Genomic DNA, 22,205 nt, shown 5'->3' with positions numbered 1-22,205 from the left:
GGAATCGGCGGCGACGGTCCTTCAGGCCGACGCCGCGGGCAGATCGCCGCGATGGACCACCTGGACCTTGTTGCCGTCCGGATCGCGCAGATAGGCGCCGAAATACCCCTCGCCGTAATGCGGCCGTGGCCCGGGTGGGCCTTCGTCCGTGCCGCCGGCCGCCATCGCGGCCGCATAGGCCTGCTCGACGGCCTGCGGCGAAGGCGCAAGGAACGACACCATGGTGCCGTTGCCCGCGGTGGCCGGCTGCCCGTTGAACGGGATGTAGGCGTAGAAGCGCGGCAGCGCCTCACCCGGCTGGATCCAGCACAGCGCCGGCGGACCGCCATCCGGCATGACCCGACGCTGGCGCAGGCCCAGCGGCGTCAACAGGGCATCGTAGAACCTTCCAGCACGCGATAGATCGGCGACGCCGACGGTGACATGGCTGAACATCGTGGGACTCTCCTTCGGTAGCAATCGGCACGACAGCGAGGCTATTGGAATTGCCGCAGATACGCCAGCAGATCGTTCGATCTGCCTGGCGCTGCCGATTCCCCAGAAGCGCATCTTGTTGCCGGGGACCACCTGCTCCGGTGCACGGAGGAATGCGGCCAGCGTGTTGTCGGACCACACGATGCCCGAACCGCGCATCGCATTCGAATACGGGTAATCGCTGGCCGCCCCAGCCTTGCGGCCCACGATGCCATTGAGCTGCGGACCGAAGCCGCTGCGCGCGCCCGGTCCGACCTTGTGGCAGGACGCGCATTTGCGGTCGAATGCCGCCTTGCCCGCGCGCGGATCGCCTGCAGCTTCCGCCGACGGCGAAAGCAGGGCCAGCGCCAGCACCGCCAGCGTGGCTTGAATCATGGCGTGATACGAATGGGAACGCGGCACCAGGACGTCCAAGGCGAGGATCGAAGCCGCGGATTTTAGCGCTGCCAACGACAGCGGTCCAAGCCGCTCGCCTTGCATGCCGGGATCGATGGTTTGGGTAAAATCCTGGCGGTTAATTGCACTTCAACACAAAAAACGCGCGTATCGGGAAAGACGCGCGTACGGGCATTCTCATTCGGTCCGATGCAAGGCCTTGGTCCGGTACAGCATGGCGAGCGCCACCGGCGCGCCGACCAGGCCGATCACCGCATTCAGGTGGAACACATGCCGGCTCCAGGGCAGATGCACCACCAGATCCGCCGCGAGGCCGAGCACCGCGCCGACCAGCGCCGCGCCCGGAAGCAGCACGCGATGGTCCGCGCAACGCCACAGCGTGCGGGCCACCTGGGCCGAGACCAGGCCGAGGAAGGCAACCGGGCCGCAGAACGCCGTCACCAGCCCGGTCAGCCATGCCGTCGCCAGCAACGCGGCGCGCTTGACCCGCGCCACCGGAATCCCCATCGACTCGGCATAGCGCTCGCCGAGCAGCAGGCCGTTCAGCGGCTTGACCAGCAGCAGGCTGCCGAGCAGGCCGAGCGCCACGCCGGGCACCAGCAGTTCCAGCTGCCGGCGCGTGGCGCCGGCGAAACTGGCATCGTCCCAGGCCTTGAACGCGCGCGCCTGCGTTTCGTCGATAAAGTGCATCGAGGCGCTGATCAGGCCGACCGCCAGATAGCCGAGCATCAGGCCCGTGATCAGCAGCGTCACCGTGCCGACCCGGCGCGACAGCACCGCAAGCAGAGCCAGCACGGCGGTGGACCCGGCGATCGATGCCAGTGCCATGCCGAGGTCACCGACCACTCCGTAGCGCAGCAGGAACGCATTGCCCGCGACGCCGGCGATGGTGACCAGCAACGCCGTGCCCAGCCGCGCGCCGTGCACGATGCCGAGCACGAACGGATCGGCGAGCGGATTGCGGAACAGCGTCTGCAACAGCAGCCCCGACACACCGAGGGCCGCCCCGCTGACCATCGCATTGATTGCCCGGGGCAGCCGAAAGCCCAGCACGATATCGCGCCAGACCTCGGCCTCCATCGGCTGTGCGGTCAACGCCTGCAGCACGGCCGGCAGCGGCACGGCCACGGCGCCCAGGGTGAGCTCGGACACCAGCAGCACCAGCATGGCGAGCCCCAGGCCGGCAAAGATCAGCGGGCCGCGCCGCGAAGAAGTCCGGGGCATCGAAGCCGCGGCAGAAGTCAGGGTCGTCACGGTAGTTTCCGCAGGAATCGAGAGGTGAGACCGGAAGCCGGCGTGTCCTGTTGCGAGACGGCAAGGACGTCGGCGGCTTCCGACGCCAGTTCGGGATGCAGCGCCGCGATGGCCTCGGCAAGCTGGACATGCGGCTGCGTCATGCTCTGGTCCTGGTACGGGTACGCCCAGGCGCCGGTATAGCCGCGGTCCCATGCGTGGACGTTGCGGCTGGCAGCCGCGGCAAAGCGCCCGTGCAGCGGACTGGCGGCGACCCACGCCTCGATATCGGCGCGCCCTCCCACCGTGCCAAGCCAGGCCGGCGCATCGGCGCCGCGCGCATAGACGCGCTCGAACGGCAGGTAAACCAGGCTGCCTGTACCGCCACCGTCGAGCACATAGCGTCCGCCGGCATCGGCGATCAAGCGCGCGCGCTGATTGTCCGCGCCGAACGTCTCGAAGCGCTGGCGTCCTGCGGCAAAGCCGGACATCACCGCAGGGCGAGCCGGTGCGCGCGCCGCCAACTCGGCCAGCCGTCGGTATGCCGTCTCGATCGACGCGAATTGCGTGTTGGCACGCTGCTCGCGATTGGACAGCAGCGCCAGCAGCTTGAGCCATTCCGCACGTCCCAGCGGATGGGGCTCGTGATGGTCTGCCTGCGCGATCGCACGCACGCCGAGCTCCCACAGGCGCGGATGCATATTGCCCTGCGGATAGGCCGAATAGAAGCTCAGGTAGACATCGGCCTGCACCGACATCGCCTGTTCGATCGAGGCATGGCCATAGCCCCACATGTCGTGGACCTGGCCCTGCGCGATCCGGGCCCGCACCGACGGCACCGTGACGCTGCGCACGTTCTCCGTGCCGTACAGACGGTCCACCAGGCCCAGTTCGTCCAGCGCGCCAAGCATGGCCGCGTTGCCGGTGACCAGGCGCTGGATCGGCACCATGATCACGGGAACCTCGTCGCGATGCGGCGGGACCGGCGTACCGCACTGGACCAGCAGATACTCGAGCCGTTCACCGGTACCCACGCTCGGCGTGAAACGCACGCGCTTGTAGTGGGGGCCGTACTCGACCTCGAGTTGCGACGCATGCGAAAACGTCGTCTTGTGCGGGAAGTAATCGACCCCGGGACGATAGTCGGCGACGCAGGCGGCATCGAGATTGGCGGTGGGACCGGCTGCGCCGACGGCCTGCTTCGGCCACGTGGCGCGCGGCGGCGCTTCGATCCGCGTGCAGCCGCATAACAGCATGGTCAGCCCGATTGCCGCGGCGGTGGCGGCGGCAAACCCGCGCCGGTTCACGGCCGCTCCTGCGCGATGGCCGTCCCGTTCGACGCCGAACGCAGCGCCTCGACCAGCTCGCCGAGCGTCGAATAGCGGGTCGCCTCGCTGTCGTCGCCGGCGAGCGCATATCCACTCGCATCGGCGCGCAGTGTCAGCGCGGCGGCGGGATCGCGGACATACCCTGCCCGCTCCAGCGCGCGTGCCGCCCAGCTGGCGCGCAGCCCGCCACCTTCGAGCCGGATCGCACGCGTTCCCGCCGGTCCCACGCGCAGCTCCGCGCGCTCGAGATCGAAGGTCAGACCGTCGGCGGCGAAGCTCGTCCCCAGCACGCCGTCGATGGCCAAGTCCTCCGGCGCGCCGACATGCAACCGCCGCTGGCCGTCGATCAACCACAGCTCGTCGGCATAGCGCAGCGCCAGCTCGAGGTCGTGCGTGGACAACAGCACCGCCAGGCCATTCCGATGGGAGAGATCCAGCAGCAGCTGCATCGTGCCGACGCGGCGCGGCAGGTCGAGGAAGGCCGTCGCTTCGTCGAGCACCAGCAGGCGAGGCTGCTGTGCGAGGGCGCGCGCAATCATGATCTTCTGCCGCTCGCCATCGGACATCTCGGCGACGAGCCGATCCGCCAGCGACAGCGCGCCGGCGCAGGCCAGCGCCTCGTGCACGATCCGATGGTCGTCCGGGCTCAGCCGGCCTCCCCACCCGAGATAGGGATAGCGTCCCATGCTGGCCAGCTCGTAGCCGCGCATCAGCGTGCCGTCGACGCGCTCGGTCAGCACCACCGCAAGACGCCGCGCGCGCTGCACGGAGGACATCGCGTGGATCGGCTCGCCATCGAGATGCACCTGCCCCGCCACCGGCGCCTGCATCGCGCACAGCGTGCGGATCAGCGTCGATTTGCCGGCGCCGTTCGCACCGAGCAGGCAGACGAAACGCCCGCTCGGGATCGCAAGATCGAGCGGCCCGAGCAACGCCCGGCCGCCGTGGCCGGCGAACAGGGCCGTGGTCGCCAGCACCGTCACAGCGTCGCTCCGAAGCTGGCGAACACGGTGCGCGGCGCCCCCGGATAGGTCGGCACGAAGGCGCCGCCGGAGTCGTAGTAGCGGCGATCGCCGAGGTTCTGCACCGTCAGCTGCAGCTTGTAGCGGCGGGCCTTGCCGAAGCGGTACGCGATATTGGCATCCCAGCGCGTGTAGGAAGGCAGCGCGAAGGTGTTCTCGGTATTGGCCTGCCTTTCGCCGACATAGGTCGCGCCGATGCCGACACTGAGCCCAGAGGCAGCACCGGCGAAATCGTAGGTGGTCCAGATGCTGGCGGTGCGGCGCGGCGCATTGGCCAGCAGCTTGCCGACCAGCGCCGGATTGCTGTCGGCGGCGATCTCCGCCTTGTACTGCGTGTAGCTGGCCAGCACGCGCCAGCGCGGCGTGATGCTGAAGGGCACGTCGATCTCCCAGCCCCGGCTGCGCTGCTCGCCGACCTGGATCACATAGTTGAATTCCTCCGGATCGGAGACCACGCCGTTGCTGCGGCGAATGTCGAACAGCGCGACGGTCGGCTCGAGCCGGCCGTCCAGCAGGCTCAACTTGGCACCGACCTCGGTCTGCTTGCCGCGCGACGGTGCGGGCAGCGTGCCGGCGCGCAGCATGCCGCCGGACGGTTCGGTCAGGAAGGAGCGCGCCCAGCTCGCGTAGAACGACACCGGCTCGACCGGCGTCCACGTCAGGCCCACCCGCGGCGACAACGCATCGTCATGCCGGACCAGCGTGTCGGCCGCCTGCAGGTACTGCGCCCGCGCGCTCGAGCGCGAGCGGTCGTAGCGCAGCCCGAGCAGCAGGCGCCAATGCGGTCCGAACTGCAGCTCGTCCTGCGCATACAGGCCGAGATTGCGGCCGGTGTAGCGCGAACCATCGTACGGCAGCAGCGGTCCCGCAGTGGCGCCGTGCACCGGGTGGTAGAGGTCGATCGGCAGATTGACCGGAAAGCCGCCGGGCCCGACGTTGGCCTGCGCGCTGAAGTCCCATTCGTCCCAGTTGTAATCGGCGCCGATCAATACGCGATGGCCGATGCCGCCGGTCTCGAAGCGGCGCGAGGCCTCGGCCATCAGCGTGGTATCGGTCTGCCGGTCGATATTGCGCTGCTTGCGGCGATTGACCTGCGGGTCGGAACTGTCGGCGCCGCTGATCGCGGGGAATCCATACGGATACCAGACCGCATCGGTGCGCGCGTACGACCGTTGAGCGCCAGCCCGCAGTTCCCAGCCGTTGTCGAAACGGTGATCGAGCACCAGCGAGCCAAGTGCGCTGTCGTTGTCCAGCCGCGCGTCCCGCTCGCCATAGTTGTAGTGAATCGGTACGTTCAGGAACAGCGGGCTGTTGCCGAAGCCGCGATCGAAGGCGCCGCGCCGGCGGCCGAACTCGAACTCCGCGGTCAGCCGCGTCTGCGGCGCGATCTTCCATTGCAGTACCGGCGATACGAACGCCGTTTCGGCATCGACGAAATCGCGGAAGCTGCGGTTGTCCTGCCAGGAACCGGTGATCCGGTAGCTCAGCGAATCGCTGATCGGGCCCGTGCTGTCCACCGTGACACGGCGGAAATCATGGCTGCCGCCGGTCAGCTCGACGCTGTGCTGCGGCTTGTCCAACGGCTTCCTGGTGACCAGGTTGACCACGCCGCCCGGCTCGAAACGGCCATAGAGCGCGGACGCAGGCCCCTTCAGCACTTCGATCTGCTCGATATTGGCCATCTCGTCGACCGGCGCGAACACGCTGCGTCGAAAGCCGTTCTTCAGGTTCGCCGAGGTCGCGAAGCCGCGCAGCCGAAAGCGGTCGTTGCTGCCGCCCCAGCCGACCTGCGCCGTCACACCGGGAACGGTGCGAATCGCCTCGCCCAGCGTGAATACGCCGCGGTCCTCGATCAGTTCGCGCGTCACCGTCTGGATCGAAAACGGCGTTTCCTTCAGCGCGGTATCGCTCTTGTTCGCGGTAGGTGCGACCACCGCGCGGTACGCCCGCTCGCGCGTGCCGGTGACGGTGACCTCCTCCAGCTCGGCGGCCGGCGCGGCCTCCCCCGGCTGCGCCGCGCAGATGCCTGGCGCCGTCGCCAGCAATGCCATGGCGGCGCGCCGGTGCCATCGGATCGTGTGGGGTCGTGGATGTGGGGCGGCGGGCAAGATATCGTCCTCATTCGAGTGGACGATAATGATATTTCATTCTCATTAAAAAGCAAACCGGCCTGGATGCAGCGCCGCTCTCCCCGTCAACGCCAGCCCGGGCGTGACGGTCCGCGGCACCCCGCACCGGCAGACCGTCTTGCGCGACGTCTCCCCTTGGTGCTGCCTGTCGGGCCCGAATGCCCGGTCAGACCAGTTTCTTCAGCTGGCTCTTGTAGTCGGCGCCGCGCTTGACGTAGTCGGCGGCGTTCGCGCGCAGGTTGCGCACTTCTTCTTCGCTGAGTTCGCGCACGGCCTTGGCCGGCGAGCCGAGGATCAGCGATCGCGGCGGGAAGGACTTGCCTTCGGTGACCAGCGCGCCCGCCGCGACCAGCGATTCGCTGCCGATCGTCGCGTTGTTCAGGATCACCGCCTGGATGCCGATCAGCGCGCCATCGCCGATGGTGCAGCCATGCAGCATTGCCTGATGACCGATGGTGACGTCGGTACCGATCCGCAGCGGGAAGCCCGGGTCGGTATGCAGCACGGCGCCCTCCTGCACGTTGGAGCCATCGCCGATCGCGATCGCTTCGTTATCGGCGCGGATCACCGCGCCGGGCCAGACGGTGACCTGCTCGCCAAGCTGCGCGTTGCCGATGACGGTGGCCTGATCCGCAACGAAGGCGGTGTCGGAGATGGACGGCGTCAGGTCGCCGAGCTGGTAGAGAGCCATGTTCGATGATGCGTTGGTAGGGAGAAGAAAGGCCCGCGTGACGCGCGACGCGTCACGCTATTCGATCGACACGTTGGCCTTCTTGACCAGCGTGGCATAACGCGCGACCTCGCTAGCGAAGAACTTTGCCGCCTGCGCCGGCGTGGTCGGGCGCGTGGCGGTCGCCTGCTTCTTCAGCGCCTCGACCACCTCGGGGCTGGTGAAGGCCTTGGCGAAGGCGTCGTGCAGGCGCTGGACTTCGGCGGGCGGCATGTTGGCCGGACCGACGAGCGCGAACCAGCCCTCGATGTCGTAAGCGGGCAAGCCCTGTTCGGCGATGGTCGGGATATCGGGGGCAGCCTGCGAACGGGTCGCGCCGCACAGCCCAATCGCACGCAGCGTGCCCGCCTTCAGATGCGGCAGCGCGGCGTTCAACGCGACCACGCCCATCTGCACCTGGCCCGACAGCAGATCGGTGACCATCGGGCCGGTGCCCTTGTACGGAATATGGCGCGCCTTGATGCCCGCCTCCTCCAGGAACATCTGGCCGGCCAGATGAATCACGGTGCCGTTGCCGGAGGACGCGTAGTTGTATTCGTCCGGCCTGGTCTTCAGCAGCGCGACCAGTTCCTTGACGTTGCGCGCCGGCACCTTGGGGTTGACTACCAGCACCAGCGAGGTCGCGCCCAGCACGCTGATCGGCGTGATGTCCTTGATCGCGTCGAACGGCATCGACTTGAACACGCTGGGATTGATCGCATGGTTGTTCGACACCATGCCTAGCGTGGTGCCGTCCGGGGCCGCCTTGACCACAGCGGCCGTACCGGTGATGCCGCCCGCGCCGGGCATGTTCTCGATGACGACCGGCTGGCCGAGCGCCTTGCCAAGCGCCGGCGCAGCGGCCCGGACGATCGCATCGACGCCCGAACCCGCGCTGATTGGCAGGATCAGCCGGATCGGCTTGCCGGACCCCGGCTGCGCCTGGGCGGCGCGGAACGGATACAGCGCCGGCGCGCCGAGCATGCCGAACGTGACGGCCGCGGCCGCCAGTTTGATCATGTTGCGACGGCGCGGCAGCGAGGGCGCGACAGAACGAGGGCGGGAGGAATGCATGATGTTGTCTCCGGATGGGTCTTGTTCGGCCGCTGTGCCGCGGCCTGTCCAGGCTGTTCGGGCTTCCCGGCGTGCCTTGCACCCCGGCCGCCCCGGTGATATCAGCGCGCGCCCTTGCCGAGCCGCGCCAGGATTTCGTCGTTGTGCTCGCCGGGCTTCGGCAAGGGACTGCGGACGCCGGGACGGCGGCCCCCCATCAGCAGCGGCAGCAATACGGTCGGCGCCGTCGAGCCGTCCTCGACCTGCATCGGCACCACTCCCCCGCTCTCCTTCAGATGCACGTCGTCGAGCAGCTGATCCGGGCGGACGATCGGCGCGTAGGGAATGCCTGCCGCCTCGAGCTTCGGCGCCAGTTCGGCGACGCGGTGATGCCGCAGGATGCCGCCGAGCTGCTCGAGCAGCCGCGGCCGCACGGCGACGCGCGAGGCATTGCTGCCGTACTCGGGCACGTCGAGCAGGTCGGGCCGCTCCAGAACCGTGCATAGCGTGGCGAACTGCTTGTCGCTGACCGCGCCGATGAACAGCTGCTCGTCGTCGGCCAGCGTGAAGACGTCGTAGACGCTCCAGGCCGATACGCGCGATGGCATCGGCGGCGGCGCCTCGCCGGTCATCGCGTACTGCTGCATATGCTGCGAGGCGAGGAACACGCAGTTCTCGAACAGCGCGCTCTGGATCTCCTGGCCGCGCCCCGTGCGATCGCGTTCGCGCAGCGCGGCGAGCACGCCGATCGCGCCGAACATGCCGCCCATGATGTCGTTGACCGAGGTGCCGGCGCGCAAGGGCCGCCCCTTCGGGCCGGTCATGTACGACAGCCCGCCCATCATCTGCACCACCTCGTCCAGCGCCAGCCGGTTCTCGTACGGCCCCGGCAGGAAGCCCTTGTGCGAGACATAGATCAGCTGCGGGCAGGACTTCGACAGCGTGCCGTAGTCCAGGCCGAGCTTCTGCATCAGCCCGGGACGGAAGTTCTCCAGCAGCACGTCGCACTGCGCGGCCAGTTCCGCCGCGGTGGCCCGGCCCTCGTCGGTCGTGATGTCGAGCACCACGCTTTTCTTGTTGCGGTTGAAGGCGCGGAAAAACCCGATGCCCAGGCCCGGCAGATTGCGCGTCTTGTCGCCGCCCGGCGGTTCGACCTTGATCACCTCGGCGCCGAGGTCGGCGAGGATCATGCCGCAGGTCGGCCCCATCACCATATGGGTGAACTCGACCACGCGGATGCCAGCAAGCGGCAGGGATTCATTGCTTTGCGTCATGATATGAGCCAATTGGCGGCGATCAGGCGTCGAAAGTCGAGGAAGTTGCCGCGCCACAGTGGCTCGGCACATCAAGGCCGGCATCGTGGCCGGCGTCGACGCCGGGGAATGTCTTCGGCAAGCCGGCGCGCCACAACGTGCCGTGCAAGGTCTCGCCAGCAAGCCAGCCCGCAACCCGCCCGCGCAGGCGCAGCAGCGCGCCGATATCGAGACCGGTGTCGATGCCCATGCTGCCCAGCATATAGGCCAGGTCTTCGGATGCGACATTGCCGCTGGCGCCCGGCGCATGCGGGCAGCCACCGATACCGCCAAGGCAGGCGTCGAAGCGGTTCACGCCGGCCTGCATCGCAGCGTAGACATTGGCCAACCCGAGTCCCCGGGTATCGTGGAAGTGGCCGCACCATAGCCGGTCGCCGGCGATCGCGACAGCGCGTTCGAACAGCGATGCGACGTGCGCTGGATCGGCATAGCCCACCGTATCGGCGAGGCTGACGCGGTCCGCGCCGGCATCGAGCAGCGCCTGCATCAGACGCAATACCTCCTCCGCGTCGACGTGCCCCTGGATCGTGCAGCCGAAGGCCGTGCCGATCCCGCCTTCGATCAACGTGCGGGCACCGGCGGCATCGCGGGCCGCGCGCATGCGGGCCACTTCGGCCACCACTTCGTCGGGGGTCTTGCGCAGGTTCGCCAGGCTGTGCGCGTGGCTTGCCGACAGCGGCACCAGCATCAGGTCGGCGCCGTGGTCCAGCGCCAGCTCGGCACCGCGCAGGTTCGGCACCAGCACCGAGCAGAACAATCCCGGCAGAGTGCCGGCGAAGTCCAGCAGCTCGGCCGTATCGGCCAGTTGCGGAAGCAGCCGCGCCGGTACGAACGATCCGATCTCGATTTCACGCAGGCCGGCCTCGTAGGCGGCACGAATCCATTCGCGCTTGTGCTCGGTCGGCACGATGGTCTGCACGCTCTGCAGCCCATCGCGCAGGCCGACCTCGCGGATCACGGCACGGCTTGGAAGGTAGGAAAGATGGCGGGCGTTCATGGCTCTCACAACGATGCGGGCCGGCAGATCGGCGATCTGGCGCGGCCCGGTGGGAGCAATGTATGCCATTCCGGAAATGATCTACAGCGATCATTAGAGTAGATGACAGTTCCAGATCGGAAAGTCTAAACACCGCGAAAGCTTCCGGGCCCGCGCGCGAGCCGGCGGCGCTCGAAGCAATGAACACCTTGGACACTGACCGGCGCACGTCTCCATCGCAGGCGAAACGCCCCGGTTTACCATACGCACCAACATCAGAATGACCCGCAGCCCAGGCTGCGCGGCATGGGAGACAGTCGATGGATGCAGGCATGGTGAAGTCAGCGAACCGGGTCTTCGATCTGCTCGAGCTGTTCGAGCGCGAGCGCCGGCCGTTGCGGGTCAGCGAAATCGTCGAGAAGCTCGGCATACCGCAATCGAGCGTTTCGATGCTGGTGCGCACGCTGGTGGCCCGCGGCTATATGGAGTTCGACGCGCAGGCACGGACCTTCTGTCCCTCTGTTCGCGTGTCGTTCCTGTGCGACTGGACCACGCGCAAGCATGGCGCCAGTGCCACCGTGCATGACGCCATGCGGCGGCTGTCCGAAGAAACCGGCGAGACCGTGCTGCTTGGCCGCCAGAGCGGCATCATGCTGCAGTACCTGTCGGTCATCGAGTCCCCGCATGCGCTTCGGCTTACCGCCGTATCCGGCGGCATGCGCCCGATGCACCTGACCGCGATCGGCATCATGCTGATGAGCCGGATGAACGACGACGAGGTGGGCCGCCTGCTGCGACGCTATAACGCGGAGCACAAACCGGCATGGCCGCCGGCGCGGCTGGCCGATACCATGCGCGCCGTGCGGCAGGCGCGCGAACAAGGCTATTACGAATCCGCGAACCTGGCCACGCCGGGCGCCGGCGTGTTGGCGACGCTGCTGGCGACGCCGATCCGCGGCCAATGGCTGGGCATCGGTACCGGCGGGCCGGTGGCGCGGCTGCACGCGCGCCGCAAGCAGTTGCTGCCCGCGGTGCTGGCGGTCGCGCGAAACTGCTAGGCGTTCTGCGTTGCCCCGCTTCGCCGCAGTTCTGCCTGCACGATCGCCTCGTGGCGAGCCAGCAGCCGCGACGCCTGCTCCAGATGCAGCCGCTCGACCATCTTGCCGTCCAGATTGATCACACCCGCATTGGCGTGCGCGTCTGCCGCAAACGCGGCAACGATCCGTCCGGCCTCCGCTACCTGCTGTGCCGACGGGGCGAATGCCGCGTTGGCGGCATCGATCTGCGACGGGTGGATCAGCGTCTTGCCGTCGAAGGCCATCCGCACCGATTGCGTCAACTCCGCGGCATAGCCGGCCTGGTCCCCGAAGTCGTTCCAGACGCCGTCGAGGATGTCGACCCCGTGGCGCTTCGCCGTCAGCACGGCCTGCATCAGCCAGGGCAACAGATAGCGGCGTTCCTCGCCGGCAAATACACCGGTGTCCTTGGCCAGATCGTTGGTGCCGATCACCAGGCATTCGAGGCGGGGCGTCGCCGCCCGCCCTGCCGCGACGATCGCGTCGAGCCGATGGATCGCCTGCAGCGTCTCCACCATCGCCCATAGCGCCGCCGGCTTGTCCCACGCCAGCGCCGCGCAGGCGCGGGCGAACGCCACGACATCGGCGTCGTCCCCGACCTTCGGCAGCAGTACCGCGTCGACGCGCGCGCTGGCGGCGAGCAACAGATCCTGCTCGAACTCGGCCGTGCCCAGCGCATTGACGCGCAGCACGATCTCGTGCCCGTCAAAGTCCCGTGCGGACAGGGCCTGTGCAAGTTGTCCACGGGCGGCGCCCTTCATCGCCGGCGACACCGCATCCTCGAGATCGAACACGATCGCATCGCATGGCAGCGTGGCTGCCTTGTCGATGGCGCGGGCGTTGGCAGCGGGAACGTAGAGAACGGAGCGGCGCAGGCGAATGGAATCGTCGGTCATGGTCTGGATATCGAAGTTGGCTGGAGGACAGGCGGTACGCGACCGCGCGACCTGCAGTCTGCCCTTCCGTCCGTCATCCCGCCATCACATACGTGATGAATGGCGGCCATCGTCAACCATCACATATGTGATGCCCGCCGAAGCCCGGCCGGCCGATACTGCCCCCACCCGCAACAACCGCCGCTCGCAAATCGCGGCGCATCGAACAGGTGGACATGGAACGATCGGATCAGGCAGCACCCGGCTTTACCGCCGCGATGGCGCAGTGGATCAGTACGGTCGACGACACCGCAATCCGCCCGGCGGCCTTGCTCTGGGCCCGCCACGCGCTGCTGGACTGGCTGGCGGTAGCGATCGCCGCCAACGACGAGCCGCTGGTCAGGATGCTGGCCGCCGAACACGGCGGCGGCACGAACGCGCCGTGTACCGTGCTGGCCGGCAGCCGCGCGCATGTCGCCGATGCCGCGCTGATCAATGGGGCCGCGGGCCACGCGCTCGACTTCGATGACGTCGCTTCCGCGATGCGTGGCCACCCCACCGTACCGGTCGCTCCCGCCGCGCTCGCCGTCGCAGAACTGGAACGCGCCGACGGCATGGACCTGCTGCGCGCGCTGGTGATCGGGCACGAGGTGGAATCGCGCATCGGCGAGCGGATTGGCGATGCGCAGTACCGCTTCGGTCTGCATCCCACTGGAACGACCGGCGCCATCGGCGCGGCGGCGGCCTGCGCGCGGCTGATGCGGCTGGACCCCGATCGCAGCGCCCACGCGCTCGGTCTGGCGGCCACGCAGGCGGCCGGCCTCAAATGCATGTTTGGCACGATGGCAAAGCCGCTGCATGCCGGCAAGGCGGCGATGCATGGCGTGATGGCGGCCCGGCTGGCGGCGCGCGGCTTCACCGCCAACACCGCCGCGCTGGAATGCGCCCAGGGATTTGCCGCCACGCAGGCGCCGGATAGTCATCCCTTGCCCACGCAGTTCGAGCCGCGCGGCACCATGGCGATCGAGAAGACGCTGTTCAAGTACCACGCGTCCTGCTATCTGACCCACTCCACGCTGGAAGCCGTGGCGCAGGCGCGCCGCAAGCATGGCATCGGCCTTGACGACATGCAGACGATGGCCATTCTCGTGTCCGGGCCGCATCGCGGCGTCTGCGACATCGCGCAACCGCGCACGGGCCTGGAGATCAAGTTCGCGATCCAGCATCTTGCGGCGATGGCGCTCGACGGCGTATCGACCGCGTCCCTGGGCAACTACACCGACCAGCAGGCCACCGACCCTCGCCTTGCGCGCGCTCGCGAACGGGTCACGCTGCGCACCGATCAGGGCGGAGACCGCAACACTGCCGTGGTCGAGATTCGCACGCGCGACGGCCGCACCGTGCGCGAGAGCGCCAACGTCGCGGTGCCCGCCACCGATCTCGACCGGCAGTGGCAGCAGTTGCTGGCCAAGGCCGAGGCCATCGTCACGCCGGTGCTCGGCGGCGCGCGCTTTCGCCGCCTGGCCGATGCGGTGCAAATGCTGGACCGGCTCCCTTCCCTTGACCCCCTGTTCGAGGCAATCCGATGACATCCCAGGACACCGCTTCCATGGACCCGATCGTGGCGCGGCTCAAATCCGAGGCCAGGCTGCGCGTCCGCGGCAATCGCTACGAGGACTTCGAGCCCGGGCGCGCCTTTACCCATCACTGGGGCCGCACCGTCAGCGAAGCCGACAACACGCTGTTCTCGGTGCTGACGCTGCACTACAACCCGCAATACACCAATGCCGCGGTGGCCGAAGCCACCGGACACCCGCGCATTCCCGTCAATCCGCTGCTGGTGTTCAACACCGTCTTCGGCCTGTCGGTCGAGGACCTGTCGGAAGGCGGGGGGCCCTTCCTCGGCGTCGACGAGCTCAGTTACGGGCAGCCCGTCTACCCGGGCGACACGCTGTACGCCAGCTCCGAGGTGGTCGCGCGGCGGCTCGCCAGCAACCGTCCCGGCTACGGCATCGTGACCTGGCACACGCGGGGCACCAACCAGCGCGGCGAAGCGGTGATCGAGTTCAAACGTTCGAATCTTGTGAGGACCAGGGCATGACCATATCGGCAGACGGCAAGGGCTACATGACGGAAGAGCGCCAGATGATCCGGGAGGCGGCGCGCGAGTTCACCATGAAGGAGGTGCTGCCCGTCGCCAACGCCCTCGACGGCCCGGATGCCGAGATCCCCATGGATCTGCGCGACAAGATGGCGGAGATGGGGTATTTCGGCATCACGATTCCGGAGCAGTACGGCGGCCTCGGCCTTGGCATCTTCGAGTACTGCCTGATCTGCGAGCAGCTGTCGCGCGGCTGGATGTCGGTCGCGTCCATCGTCGCGCGCGCCCAGGGGGGCTGGATCATGAAGGCCATGCCCGAGGACATGCGGCAAGCCTATCTGCCGCGCGTGGTCCGCGGCGAATTCCTGAACGCGAGTGCGCTGTCGGAGCCCGACACCGGCTCGGATCTGGCCTCGATCTCGTGCCGGGCCGAGCGCGACGGCGACGAATGGGTGCTGACCGGCAACAAGTACTGGTGCACCTTTGCCGACGGCGCCGACTACCTGATCCTGTTCGCCCGCACCTCGCCGCCGCCAAGCCCGGACAAGCGCTGGGAAGGCATTTCCTGCTTCATGATCGAGAAGGAACGCGGCAGCTTTCCGCCGGGCATGACTGGCTCGCCGATTCCCAAGATCGGCTACTTCGGCTGGAAGACCTTCGAACTGGCGCTCGATGGCGTGCGCGTCCCCGCCCGCAACCTGATGGGCGGCGAAGGCAAGGCGTTCCTGCTGATGGCCAAGGGTCTCGAGGGCGCCCGCGCGCATACCGCGGCGCGTGCGATCGGACTGGCCCAGGGCGCGCTCGAGGATGCCATCGCCTACTCGCTGGAGCGCCGGCAGTTCGGCATGCCGATCGCCGAGTACCAGGCGATCCGCTTCAAGATCGCCACCATGGCGACGGAAATCGAGGCGGCGCGCCAGCTGCTGTACTACGTCTGCAACGAGATCGACAGCGGCCGCCGTTGCGACAAGGAAGCGTCGATGGTCAAGTACTTCGCCTCGGAGATGGCCGAGCGCGTGACCTCGACCGCGCTGCAGGTCTTCGGCGGCGCCGGCTATACCAGGCTGTTCCCGGTCGAGCGCTACTGGCGCGACGCGCGGCTGACCAAGATCTTCGAGGGCACCTCGGAAATCCAGCAGCGCATCATCGCCAACAGCCTGCTGGGACGATCGGAGGTCGAGGCCATGATCGCCAGCCGCGCCTTCGACCAGCGCCAGGGCGCCGGGAGGGCCACGGCATGAAGACGCATGCGCTGACCAGCCACGACGGCTACTTCGAGGACTTCTCGCCCGGCATGCTGATCCGCCACGCGCGCGGCAAGACCGTGACCGAGATGGACAACGTGCTGCTGACCAATATGGTGATGAACACCGCCGAGGGCCATTTCAACGAGGACGCGATGCGGCGCGCGGCCAATGGCATCTTCTCGCAGCGGGTGGTGTTCGGCGGCATCAATCTGTCGATGGTGCTTGGCCTCGCCGCGCAGGACACCGCGGAACAATGCCTGCGCGAAGTCGGCCTGGACAAGATCCGGCTGTCGCATCCCGTCTTCCATGGCGACACGCTGTACGCCTACTCCGAGGTGCTGGCGGTGGAAGACGCGCCCGGCCGCGCGGACGCGGGCCTCGTCCGTTTTCGCCACTACGGCATCAACCAGCACGACAAGCTGTGCGTGCAGGCCGATCGCACGGTGCTGCTCAAGCGCAAGAGCCATTGGGGCGAGCGATGAGCCGAAACGAGCGTCCCGCCGGCGCGCTCGACGGCCTGGTCGTGCTCGACCTGACCCAGATGCTGGCCGGACCGTATGCGTCGATGATGCTGGCCGACCAGGGCGCGCGCGTGATCAAGATCGAACCGCCAGGCGGCGACCTGACGCGCCGCAACGGCCCGCATCTCGATGGCGCGCTGCGCCTGGAGCAGCGGGGATACGGTGCCTACTTCGGGTCGATCAACCGCAACAAGGAATCGGTGGAGCTGGACCTGAAGCAGCCCGCCGGCCGCGATGCGCTGCTGCGGCTGGTACGGCAGGCCGACGTGCTGGTCGAGAACTATCGCGTGGGCGTGATGGACCGCCTCGGCCTGGGCTACGAGACGCTGGCCGCCGAAAACCCGCGGCTGGTCTACGCAACGCTGCGGGGCTTCGGCGATCCGCGCAGCGGCGCGAGCCCCTACGCCGAGTGGCCGGCCTATGATCCGGTCGCCCAGGCCATGGGCGGCATCATGGGGATCACCGGAGCGCGCCGCGGCGGCCCGCCGACCAAGATCGGCCCCGGCATCGGCGATATCGTGCCTGCCATGTTCCTTGCCTATGGCATCGCGGCCGCATGCTGGCGCGCGCAACGTACAGGCCAGGGCCAGTTCGTCGACGTCGCGATGGTCGATGCGGTGCTGGCCATCTGTGAGCGGCTGGTGTTCCAGTATGGCGTGACCGGCAACGCGCCGGGGCCTGAGGGCAACGGCCACCCGCTGCTGTGCCCGTTCGGACTGTTTCCCGCCGCCGACGGCCACGTCAGCCTGGGCGTGCCGAACGACCGCTTCTGGGCGCTATTGGTCGCGCGGATGCAGCGGCCCGAACTGCAGCACGATCCGCGCTTCGCCACCAACGACGCCCGCGTCGCGCATCGCGAAACGGTCGACGAGATCGTCTCCGCGTGGACCCGGCGCTTTACCAAGCAGCAACTGGCGCACGAACTCGGCGGCGAGATTCCGTTCGGCCCGGTGTTCGATGCGCGGGACATCTTCGCCGACCCGCACTTTCGCGCGCGCGGCATGCTGGTCGAAGTCGAGCAGCCCGGCGCGGCACGGCCACTGACGGTCGCCGGAACGCCGGTGCGCATGAGCGCGACGCCCGGCGCGGTGCGGCGCCGAGCCCCGATGGTCGGCGAACACACCGAACGGACGCTGACGGACTTTGGCTTCACCGCAACCGAGATTGCCGCGCTGCGGCCCTGACACGCTGGATCGCCATGGTCCGCCGGGCGACAGCGCATACCACCAAGGAGCAAATACCGCGATGCAAAGGGATGCACAACAACGACCGCGGCGCCTGCGCCGCTGCCAGCTTTCGGTGCCGGGCTCGAGCGAGAAGATGATGAGCAAGGCCGCCGCGATGGACGTCGACTTCGTGTTCCTCGATCTCGAGGACGCCGTCGCGCCGGCCGAGAAGCGGCCAGCGCGGGCAAAGATCGTCGACGCGCTGAACGGGCTCGACTGGGGCAGGACCACGCGCTGCGTGCGCGTCAACGACCTGACCACCGAATACGCCTACGAGGACATCATCGACGTGGTCGAAGGCGCCGGCGCCAACCTGGACGTCATCATGCTGCCCAAGGCGATGAGCGCGGCCGACGTGCAGTTCGTCGACAAGCTGCTGACGATGATGGAGATCAAGCTCAAGCTGCCGCATCGGATCGGCATCGACGTGCTGATCGAAGAGGTCGAGGCCATGATGAACGTGGAAGCCATTGCGGCGTCCACGCCCCGGCTCGAATGCCTGATCTTCGGCATGGGCGACTACTCGGCCAGCCAGGGCGTGTCGGTGCGCGATATCGGCGGCAGCGGCGGCTATCCGGGCGATATCTGGCACTACCAGCGCCACCGGCTGACGATCGCCGCGCGTGCTCACCGGCTCGATGCGGTCGATGGTCCTTTCGCGGACTTCCGCGACCCGGACGTCTATCTGCAGGAAGCGCGGCGCGCGATGATCCTCGGCATGGCCGGCAAGTGGGCAATCCACCCGTCGCAGGTCGAACTGGCGCAGCAGGTGTTCTCGCCCTCGCCGGACGATGTCGCTCGCGCCCGCGACATGATGCGCGCCTACGACGCCGCGCTCGCACAGGGCCTGGGCGCCGTCCAGTACGACGGCAAGATGATCGACATCGCGTCGATCCGCATCGTCCGGAATCTGGTCGAGCGGGCCGCATTGATCGGCATGTAGCGCCCGCTTCGGCGCGGCTGGCGGCCGCGACAGACGGCCGCGCAGTGATAACAACGATACGGAGACGATATGAAGGCTGACAACCCACCCCAATGGCTGGTCGACGGCCAACGCCGTCGCCTGCTGCGCGCTGGTGCCGCCCTTGCCGTGCTGCCGTGGCCGGTCGCGTCGGCACGCGCCGCGAACTGGCCGGCCCGGCCGATCCGGATCATCGCCGCGCAAGCGCCCGGCTCGTCCAACGACAGCACGGCGCGCGCGTTCGCCGAGTATTTCACCGGCGTGCTGAAGGTGCCCGTGGTGGTCGAAAACAAGCCCGGCGGCGTCGGCATGATCGCCGCCGAGACCGTGGCGCGCAGCGAGCCCGACGGCTACACGCTGCTGTTTACGCTGCACAGCCAGCTCGCGCAGGCGCCGGTGCTGCTGCGCAAGCCGCCGATCGATCCGTCGCGAGATCTGTTGCCGATCGCGGCGGTCAGCACGGGCGTCGGCGTGATGGTGGCCAACAAGAACCTGCCCGCCAACAACTTCAAGGAGGTGCTGGCGCTGGCCCGCAAGCGGCCGGTCTCGGTCGGCAACTATGGGGTGGGCTCCGGCTGGCAGCTGATGGTGGCCCAGTTGAAGAAGGAAACCGGCGCCCAGCTCGACATCATCAACTACAAGGGCACGGGCGCGATGATGGGCGACCTGCTGGCCGGCCATATCGATGTCGGCGCCGGCTCGCTGCTCGGCATGACGGGCGGCCTGCAGTCGGGCGGCCTGAAGCCGATCCTGATCATCTCCGGTCCGCGCAGCGATCGCCTGCCCGGCATCCCCACATGGGCCGACGAGGGCTTCACCAGTCCGGTGTTCCGCAACCTGACCGAATGCAACATGCTGCTGGGCCCGGCAGGCATGCCGCCGGAGATCGCCGCGCGGCTGGCCGAGCTGGTGACCAGATCGATCAGCGAGTCGGAGCAGGTCAAGATGGTCAGGCAACAACTCGGCAGCCAGGACACGCCATTGACCGGCGATGCCCTGCGCCAGTTCATCGGCCGCGTCTGGCCGACCTACCAGGCGGCGACCAAGGCGATCGGGCTGACACTGCAATGAAGTCCGCCCTGCGCCATCGCCATTGAGGCCACCATCGGCGCCGCACAGTACAGTCGATCCGGGGAAATTCCGATCCATCATAGAATTTCGTCTCCTCAAACCTACGACGAGATCGCGATGAACGACTGGAACTTGCCCTGGACCGGCGGATGCCGATGTGGACGGTTGCGCTTTGAAGTCACCGCGCCGCCGCTGCTGACGATGGCCTGTCATTGCACCGGCTGCCAGAAAATGAGCGCCAGCGCCTTCTCGCTGTCGATGGCGATTCCCGAGGCCGGCTTTCGCGTGACCGATGGCGAGCCGGTCGTAGGTGGCATGCATGGGGAGCAGGTGCACCACCGGCATTGCGATTGGTGCAAGAGCTGGGTATTTACCGAGATGGAACCCAGCATGGGCTTTGTCAACGTTCGCCCCACCATGCTCGACGATGCCGCCTGGTTCGCGCCCTACGTCGAAACCTATACGAGCGAGGCGCTGCCTTGGGCAAAGACCGGAGCGGCGCACAGCTTCGCGAAGTTTCCGCAGATGGAGGAGTATGGCCCGCTCGTCGCGGAGTTCGCGGCCAAGGGTCCGCGGCCGGGCCGCTAGCGCGGATTCGCGACCCGGCATGCGCGAACCCTTCGTGCGCCCGGTCCCTGCCCGGCCGGATCAGGTCGGCCAGGCCGACCCCAGGATGATGCTGCAGAAGTTCAGGCGCTGATAGTTCGGGTCCTTCAGCGCCAGCACATCGGCCTTGACGTTGCCGAACGTCGTCAGCGGCTTGCGGCGTGTGCCCTCGGCGAAATGGTCGATGATGCTTTCCTTGAAGTTGTGCTCGCGCGGGTGATGCCGGCAGACGTGGTCGCGCTGCTCGCCGGTGAAGTCGTGATAGCACAGCCCCAGCACATCCATCTCGACGCCCGCCGTGACCAGCGCCACCGTCGGGCGCATATGCTCGGGGATGCCGGGGGTCGTATGCAGCGCGATGGCCGCCCAGACATCGTCGATATCCCGTTCAGCAATGCCATACCCCTTCAGGAAATCGCGCGCCGCGTTGGCGCCGTCCACTTCGAAGCGCAGATTGTCGCTGGCATAGCGCTGCGTCAGCCCCATGTCATGAAACATCGCGCCGATATAGAGCAGCTCCGGGTCATAGGCCAGCGCCTTGCGCTCGCCGGTCAGCGCGCCCCAGAAAAACACGCGGCGGCTATGGTGGTACAGCAGGTCGTCTTCGGTATCGCGCACCAGTTGCGTCGCGGCGCGTGCCATCGCGCTGTCGGGCACGCGGATGCCGGCAATGATTTCAGCCATCGTTATTGCTCCTGAAGGATTGGCATGGCGGGGCATCGGCACGGCGCACGATGCGGTCGCCATCGCAAGAGTGGAAAGTGGGATGCCAGCCGGCCCGCCTCATCGTCGACCTCGGCGGCCCGGGCTTGCGCTTTCATTCTGGCTGGCGCGGTCGTTGGCTACAATGGTGCGATTCCGTCAGATCAGGACATCATGAGCGCACTTCAGGACAGCCTCGGGAGATCGACGATATGAGCGTAACCACCGTAGCCATCTTGATGCTTGACGGCGTGCAGGCGCTGGATGTCGCCGGTCCGGTCGACGTCTTCGCCGAGGCCAATGCCTTTATCGGGCCCAAGGACCGCTATGAGACGGTGCTGGTCGGCAAGACACGCAAGCCGCTGCGCGCGTCCAACGGCATGCAGCTGATGCCGGACCTGTCGCTGAACGACGAAGCGCCACGCCTCGATATCGTGCTGGTGGCGGGCGGCCCTGGCCTGCCGAGTGCGCCGCCCGATGCCGCGGTGTCGAAGTGGCTGCGTAACGCGGCATCGCGCGCGCGGCTGCATGGTTCGGTCTGTACCGGCGCCTTCGTGCTGGGCCACGCGGGCCTGCTGGACGGCCGGACGGTAACGACCCACTGGCAGAACGCCGCCCACCTGGCCGAGCGGTTTCCCGCCGCCACGGTCGAGTACGACCGCATCTATCTGCGCGACGGCAAGCTGGTCACCTCGGCCGGGGTCACCGCTGGCATCGACCTGGCGTTGGCATTGGTGCGGGAGGGTCACGGCGCCGCGGCGGCGCTGGCGGTGGCCAAGCGGCTGGTGGTAGTGGCGCAGCGCCAGGGCGGCCAGTCGCAGTTCAGCCCTTATCTGGCCGCGGCGCCCACGCAGGCCGATTCGCCGGTGGCCCGCGTGCAGGCCTATGTGATGGCGAACATCGGCGCCAGGCTGACGCTCGATGCGCTGGCTGCCGAAGTCGGCATGAGCGGACGCAATCTGGTCCGCCTGTTCGTCGCGGATACCGGCATGACGCCGCATGCGTTCATCGAGCGCGCGCGCATCGATATCGCGCGCAATCTGCTGGAGGGCAGCGCCCTGCCGTTGAAGTCGATCGCCTACAAGTGCGGCTTCGTGACGGTGGACCGGATGCGCGTGCTGTTCCAGCAGCGGCTTGGCATTTCCCCGGCGCAGTATCGCGCCAGCTTCCGCTAGCGCCGGCGCGA

At 67.8% G+C, this 22,205-nt stretch carries 21 protein-coding genes and 1 pseudogene; 10 read left to right on the top strand and 12 right to left on the bottom strand.

Features of this window, described 5'->3' with window-relative positions:
* Window positions 1–21: 21 nt before the first annotated feature.
* From B551_RS19170 to B551_RS19130, 10 genes and pseudogenes are all read right to left on the bottom strand, one after another.
* Entirely contained in the window at window positions 22–435 is a 414-nt protein-coding gene (locus tag B551_RS19170) for a VOC family protein (protein ID WP_043441499.1), read from the bottom strand.
* A gap of 201 nt (window positions 436–636) precedes the next feature.
* Window positions 637–849: pseudogene (locus B551_RS27365) on the bottom strand (cytochrome c family protein); the annotation flags it as partial.
* 198 nt (window positions 850–1,047) lie between these two features.
* Window positions 1,048–2,124, bottom strand: coding sequence for an iron ABC transporter permease (locus tag B551_RS19165; protein ID WP_006576391.1), 1,077 nt, complete (start codon window positions 2,122–2,124; stop codon window positions 1,048–1,050).
* The gene (locus B551_RS19160; protein WP_006576392.1) at window positions 2,121–3,410 is read right to left on the bottom strand and encodes an ABC transporter substrate-binding protein; all 1,290 of its coding nucleotides are present in this window, start codon (window positions 3,408–3,410) and stop codon (window positions 2,121–2,123) included. Before B551_RS19160 ends, B551_RS19165 begins: the two co-directional genes overlap by 4 nt.
* Complete coding sequence (locus B551_RS19155; protein WP_006576393.1) at window positions 3,407–4,414, bottom strand: ABC transporter ATP-binding protein; 1,008 nt, start codon at window positions 4,412–4,414, stop codon at window positions 3,407–3,409. Before B551_RS19155 ends, B551_RS19160 begins: the two co-directional genes overlap by 4 nt.
* Window positions 4,411–6,504 carry a TonB-dependent siderophore receptor gene (locus B551_RS19150; RefSeq protein WP_023264812.1) on the bottom strand — a complete coding sequence of 698 codons (2,094 nt, stop codon included), beginning with the start codon at window positions 6,502–6,504 and terminating at the stop codon, window positions 4,411–4,413. Before B551_RS19150 ends, B551_RS19155 begins: the two co-directional genes overlap by 4 nt.
* Before the next feature lie 244 nt (window positions 6,505–6,748).
* On the bottom strand, window positions 6,749–7,273 hold the full coding sequence (locus B551_RS19145) for a gamma carbonic anhydrase family protein (protein ID WP_006576395.1): 525 nt from the start codon (window positions 7,271–7,273) through the stop codon (window positions 6,749–6,751).
* Window positions 7,274–7,330: 57 nt separating this feature from the next.
* Window positions 7,331–8,311 (bottom strand): tripartite tricarboxylate transporter substrate binding protein, encoded by a 981-nt coding sequence (locus B551_RS19140; RefSeq protein ID WP_023264811.1) that lies wholly within the window; start codon window positions 8,309–8,311, stop codon window positions 7,331–7,333.
* A 155-nt stretch (window positions 8,312–8,466) separates the two neighbouring features.
* Window positions 8,467–9,618 (bottom strand): CaiB/BaiF CoA-transferase family protein, encoded by a 1,152-nt coding sequence (locus B551_RS19135; protein ID WP_006576396.1) that lies wholly within the window; start codon window positions 9,616–9,618, stop codon window positions 8,467–8,469.
* A 22-nt stretch (window positions 9,619–9,640) separates the two neighbouring features.
* Entirely contained in the window at window positions 9,641–10,654 is a 1,014-nt protein-coding gene (locus B551_RS19130) for a hydroxymethylglutaryl-CoA lyase (RefSeq protein WP_083492675.1), read from the bottom strand.
* Between the two features lie 311 nt (window positions 10,655–10,965).
* Here B551_RS19130 and B551_RS19125 point away from each other — a divergent pair, with 311 nt between their 5' ends.
* Entirely contained in the window at window positions 10,966–11,691 is a 726-nt protein-coding gene (locus tag B551_RS19125) for an IclR family transcriptional regulator (RefSeq protein ID WP_006576398.1), read from the top strand.
* Here B551_RS19125 and B551_RS19120 read toward each other — a convergent pair.
* Window positions 11,688–12,605 (bottom strand): CoA ester lyase, encoded by a 918-nt coding sequence (locus B551_RS19120; protein WP_006576399.1) that lies wholly within the window; start codon window positions 12,603–12,605, stop codon window positions 11,688–11,690. The two genes, B551_RS19125 and B551_RS19120, sit on opposite strands and share 4 nt — an antisense overlap.
* A gap of 215 nt (window positions 12,606–12,820) precedes the next feature.
* Here B551_RS19120 and B551_RS19115 point away from each other — a divergent pair, with 215 nt between their 5' ends.
* The 8 genes from B551_RS19115 to B551_RS19080 all read left to right on the top strand — a co-directional run bounded on the left by B551_RS19115 (window position 12,821) and on the right by B551_RS19080 (window position 20,299).
* The gene (locus B551_RS19115) at window positions 12,821–14,173 is read left to right on the top strand and encodes an MmgE/PrpD family protein (RefSeq protein ID WP_006576400.1); all 1,353 of its coding nucleotides are present in this window, start codon (window positions 12,821–12,823) and stop codon (window positions 14,171–14,173) included.
* A gap of 20 nt (window positions 14,174–14,193) precedes the next feature.
* Entirely contained in the window at window positions 14,194–14,685 is a 492-nt protein-coding gene (locus B551_RS19110) for a MaoC family dehydratase (RefSeq protein WP_006576401.1), read from the top strand.
* On the top strand, window positions 14,682–15,926 hold the full coding sequence (locus B551_RS19105; protein ID WP_006576402.1) for an acyl-CoA dehydrogenase family protein: 1,245 nt from the start codon (window positions 14,682–14,684) through the stop codon (window positions 15,924–15,926). The genes B551_RS19110 and B551_RS19105 overlap by 4 nt, the downstream gene beginning before the upstream one ends.
* On the top strand, window positions 15,923–16,414 hold the full coding sequence (locus B551_RS19100) for a MaoC family dehydratase (protein WP_006576403.1): 492 nt from the start codon (window positions 15,923–15,925) through the stop codon (window positions 16,412–16,414). The genes B551_RS19105 and B551_RS19100 overlap by 4 nt, the downstream gene beginning before the upstream one ends.
* Window positions 16,411–17,637, top strand: a complete 1,227-nt coding sequence (locus B551_RS19095) for a CaiB/BaiF CoA-transferase family protein (protein ID WP_006576404.1) — start codon at window positions 16,411–16,413, stop codon at window positions 17,635–17,637. The genes B551_RS19100 and B551_RS19095 overlap by 4 nt, the downstream gene beginning before the upstream one ends.
* Before the next feature lie 61 nt (window positions 17,638–17,698).
* Window positions 17,699–18,622 carry a CoA ester lyase gene (locus B551_RS19090; RefSeq protein WP_006576405.1) on the top strand — a complete coding sequence of 308 codons (924 nt, stop codon included), beginning with the start codon at window positions 17,699–17,701 and terminating at the stop codon, window positions 18,620–18,622.
* Between the two features lie 69 nt (window positions 18,623–18,691).
* On the top strand, window positions 18,692–19,711 hold the full coding sequence (locus B551_RS19085) for a tripartite tricarboxylate transporter substrate binding protein (protein ID WP_023264808.1): 1,020 nt from the start codon (window positions 18,692–18,694) through the stop codon (window positions 19,709–19,711).
* Window positions 19,712–19,876: 165 nt separating this feature from the next.
* Window positions 19,877–20,299, top strand: a complete 423-nt coding sequence (locus tag B551_RS19080; protein WP_006576407.1) for a GFA family protein — start codon at window positions 19,877–19,879, stop codon at window positions 20,297–20,299.
* A 60-nt stretch (window positions 20,300–20,359) separates the two neighbouring features.
* Here the strand turns inward: B551_RS19080 and B551_RS19075 are convergent, their stop codons facing one another.
* A complete protein-coding gene (locus B551_RS19075) occupies window positions 20,360–21,001 on the bottom strand; it encodes an HD domain-containing protein (RefSeq protein ID WP_006576408.1) in 642 nt (213 codons plus the stop codon).
* Between the two features lie 230 nt (window positions 21,002–21,231).
* On the opposite strand from B551_RS19075, the gene B551_RS19070 reads away from it, so the two are divergent.
* Window positions 21,232–22,194, top strand: coding sequence for a GlxA family transcriptional regulator (locus B551_RS19070; protein ID WP_043441445.1), 963 nt, complete (start codon window positions 21,232–21,234; stop codon window positions 22,192–22,194).
* Window positions 22,195–22,205 lie beyond the last annotated feature (11 nt).

Source organism: Cupriavidus sp. HPC(L) (assembly GCF_000307735.3).
GTDB lineage: Bacteria > Pseudomonadota > Gammaproteobacteria > Burkholderiales > Burkholderiaceae > Cupriavidus.
The sequence above is the reverse complement of the archived record's forward strand: the minus strand, read 5'-3'. Positions and strand labels throughout refer to the sequence as shown.

What these genes read in the sequence shown, in the direction of transcription:
- B551_RS19090 (WP_006576405.1), top strand. Translation starts at nt 17,699, where the DNA reads ATGCAAAGGGATGCACAACAACGACCGCGGCGCCTGCGCCGCTGCCAG.
- B551_RS19125 (WP_006576398.1), top strand. Translation starts at nt 10,966, where the DNA reads ATGGTGAAGTCAGCGAACCGGGTCTTCGATCTGCTCGAGCTGTTCGAG.
- B551_RS19115 (WP_006576400.1), top strand. Translation starts at nt 12,821, where the DNA reads ATGGAACGATCGGATCAGGCAGCACCCGGCTTTACCGCCGCGATGGCG.
- B551_RS19075 (WP_006576408.1), bottom strand. Translation starts at nt 21,001, where the DNA reads ATGGCTGAAATCATTGCCGGCATCCGCGTGCCCGACAGCGCGATGGCA.
- B551_RS19085 (WP_023264808.1), top strand. Translation starts at nt 18,692, where the DNA reads ATGAAGGCTGACAACCCACCCCAATGGCTGGTCGACGGCCAACGCCGT.
- B551_RS19135 (WP_006576396.1), bottom strand. Translation starts at nt 9,618, where the DNA reads ATGACGCAAAGCAATGAATCCCTGCCGCTTGCTGGCATCCGCGTGGTC.
- B551_RS19110 (WP_006576401.1), top strand. Translation starts at nt 14,194, where the DNA reads ATGGACCCGATCGTGGCGCGGCTCAAATCCGAGGCCAGGCTGCGCGTC.
- B551_RS19120 (WP_006576399.1), bottom strand. Translation starts at nt 12,605, where the DNA reads ATGACCGACGATTCCATTCGCCTGCGCCGCTCCGTTCTCTACGTTCCC.
- B551_RS19150 (WP_023264812.1), bottom strand. Translation starts at nt 6,504, where the DNA reads ATGGCATTGCTGGCGACGGCGCCAGGCATCTGCGCGGCGCAGCCGGGG.
- B551_RS19100 (WP_006576403.1), top strand. Translation starts at nt 15,923, where the DNA reads ATGAAGACGCATGCGCTGACCAGCCACGACGGCTACTTCGAGGACTTC.
- B551_RS19095 (WP_006576404.1), top strand. Translation starts at nt 16,411, where the DNA reads ATGAGCCGAAACGAGCGTCCCGCCGGCGCGCTCGACGGCCTGGTCGTG.
- B551_RS19070 (WP_043441445.1), top strand. Translation starts at nt 21,232, where the DNA reads ATGAGCGTAACCACCGTAGCCATCTTGATGCTTGACGGCGTGCAGGCG.
- B551_RS19170 (WP_043441499.1), bottom strand. Translation starts at nt 435, where the DNA reads ATGTTCAGCCATGTCACCGTCGGCGTCGCCGATCTATCGCGTGCTGGA.
- B551_RS19105 (WP_006576402.1), top strand. Translation starts at nt 14,682, where the DNA reads ATGACCATATCGGCAGACGGCAAGGGCTACATGACGGAAGAGCGCCAG.
- B551_RS19140 (WP_023264811.1), bottom strand. Translation starts at nt 8,311, where the DNA reads ATGATCAAACTGGCGGCCGCGGCCGTCACGTTCGGCATGCTCGGCGCG.
- B551_RS19145 (WP_006576395.1), bottom strand. Translation starts at nt 7,273, where the DNA reads ATGGCTCTCTACCAGCTCGGCGACCTGACGCCGTCCATCTCCGACACC.
- B551_RS19130 (WP_083492675.1), bottom strand. Translation starts at nt 10,654, where the DNA reads ATGAACGCCCGCCATCTTTCCTACCTTCCAAGCCGTGCCGTGATCCGC.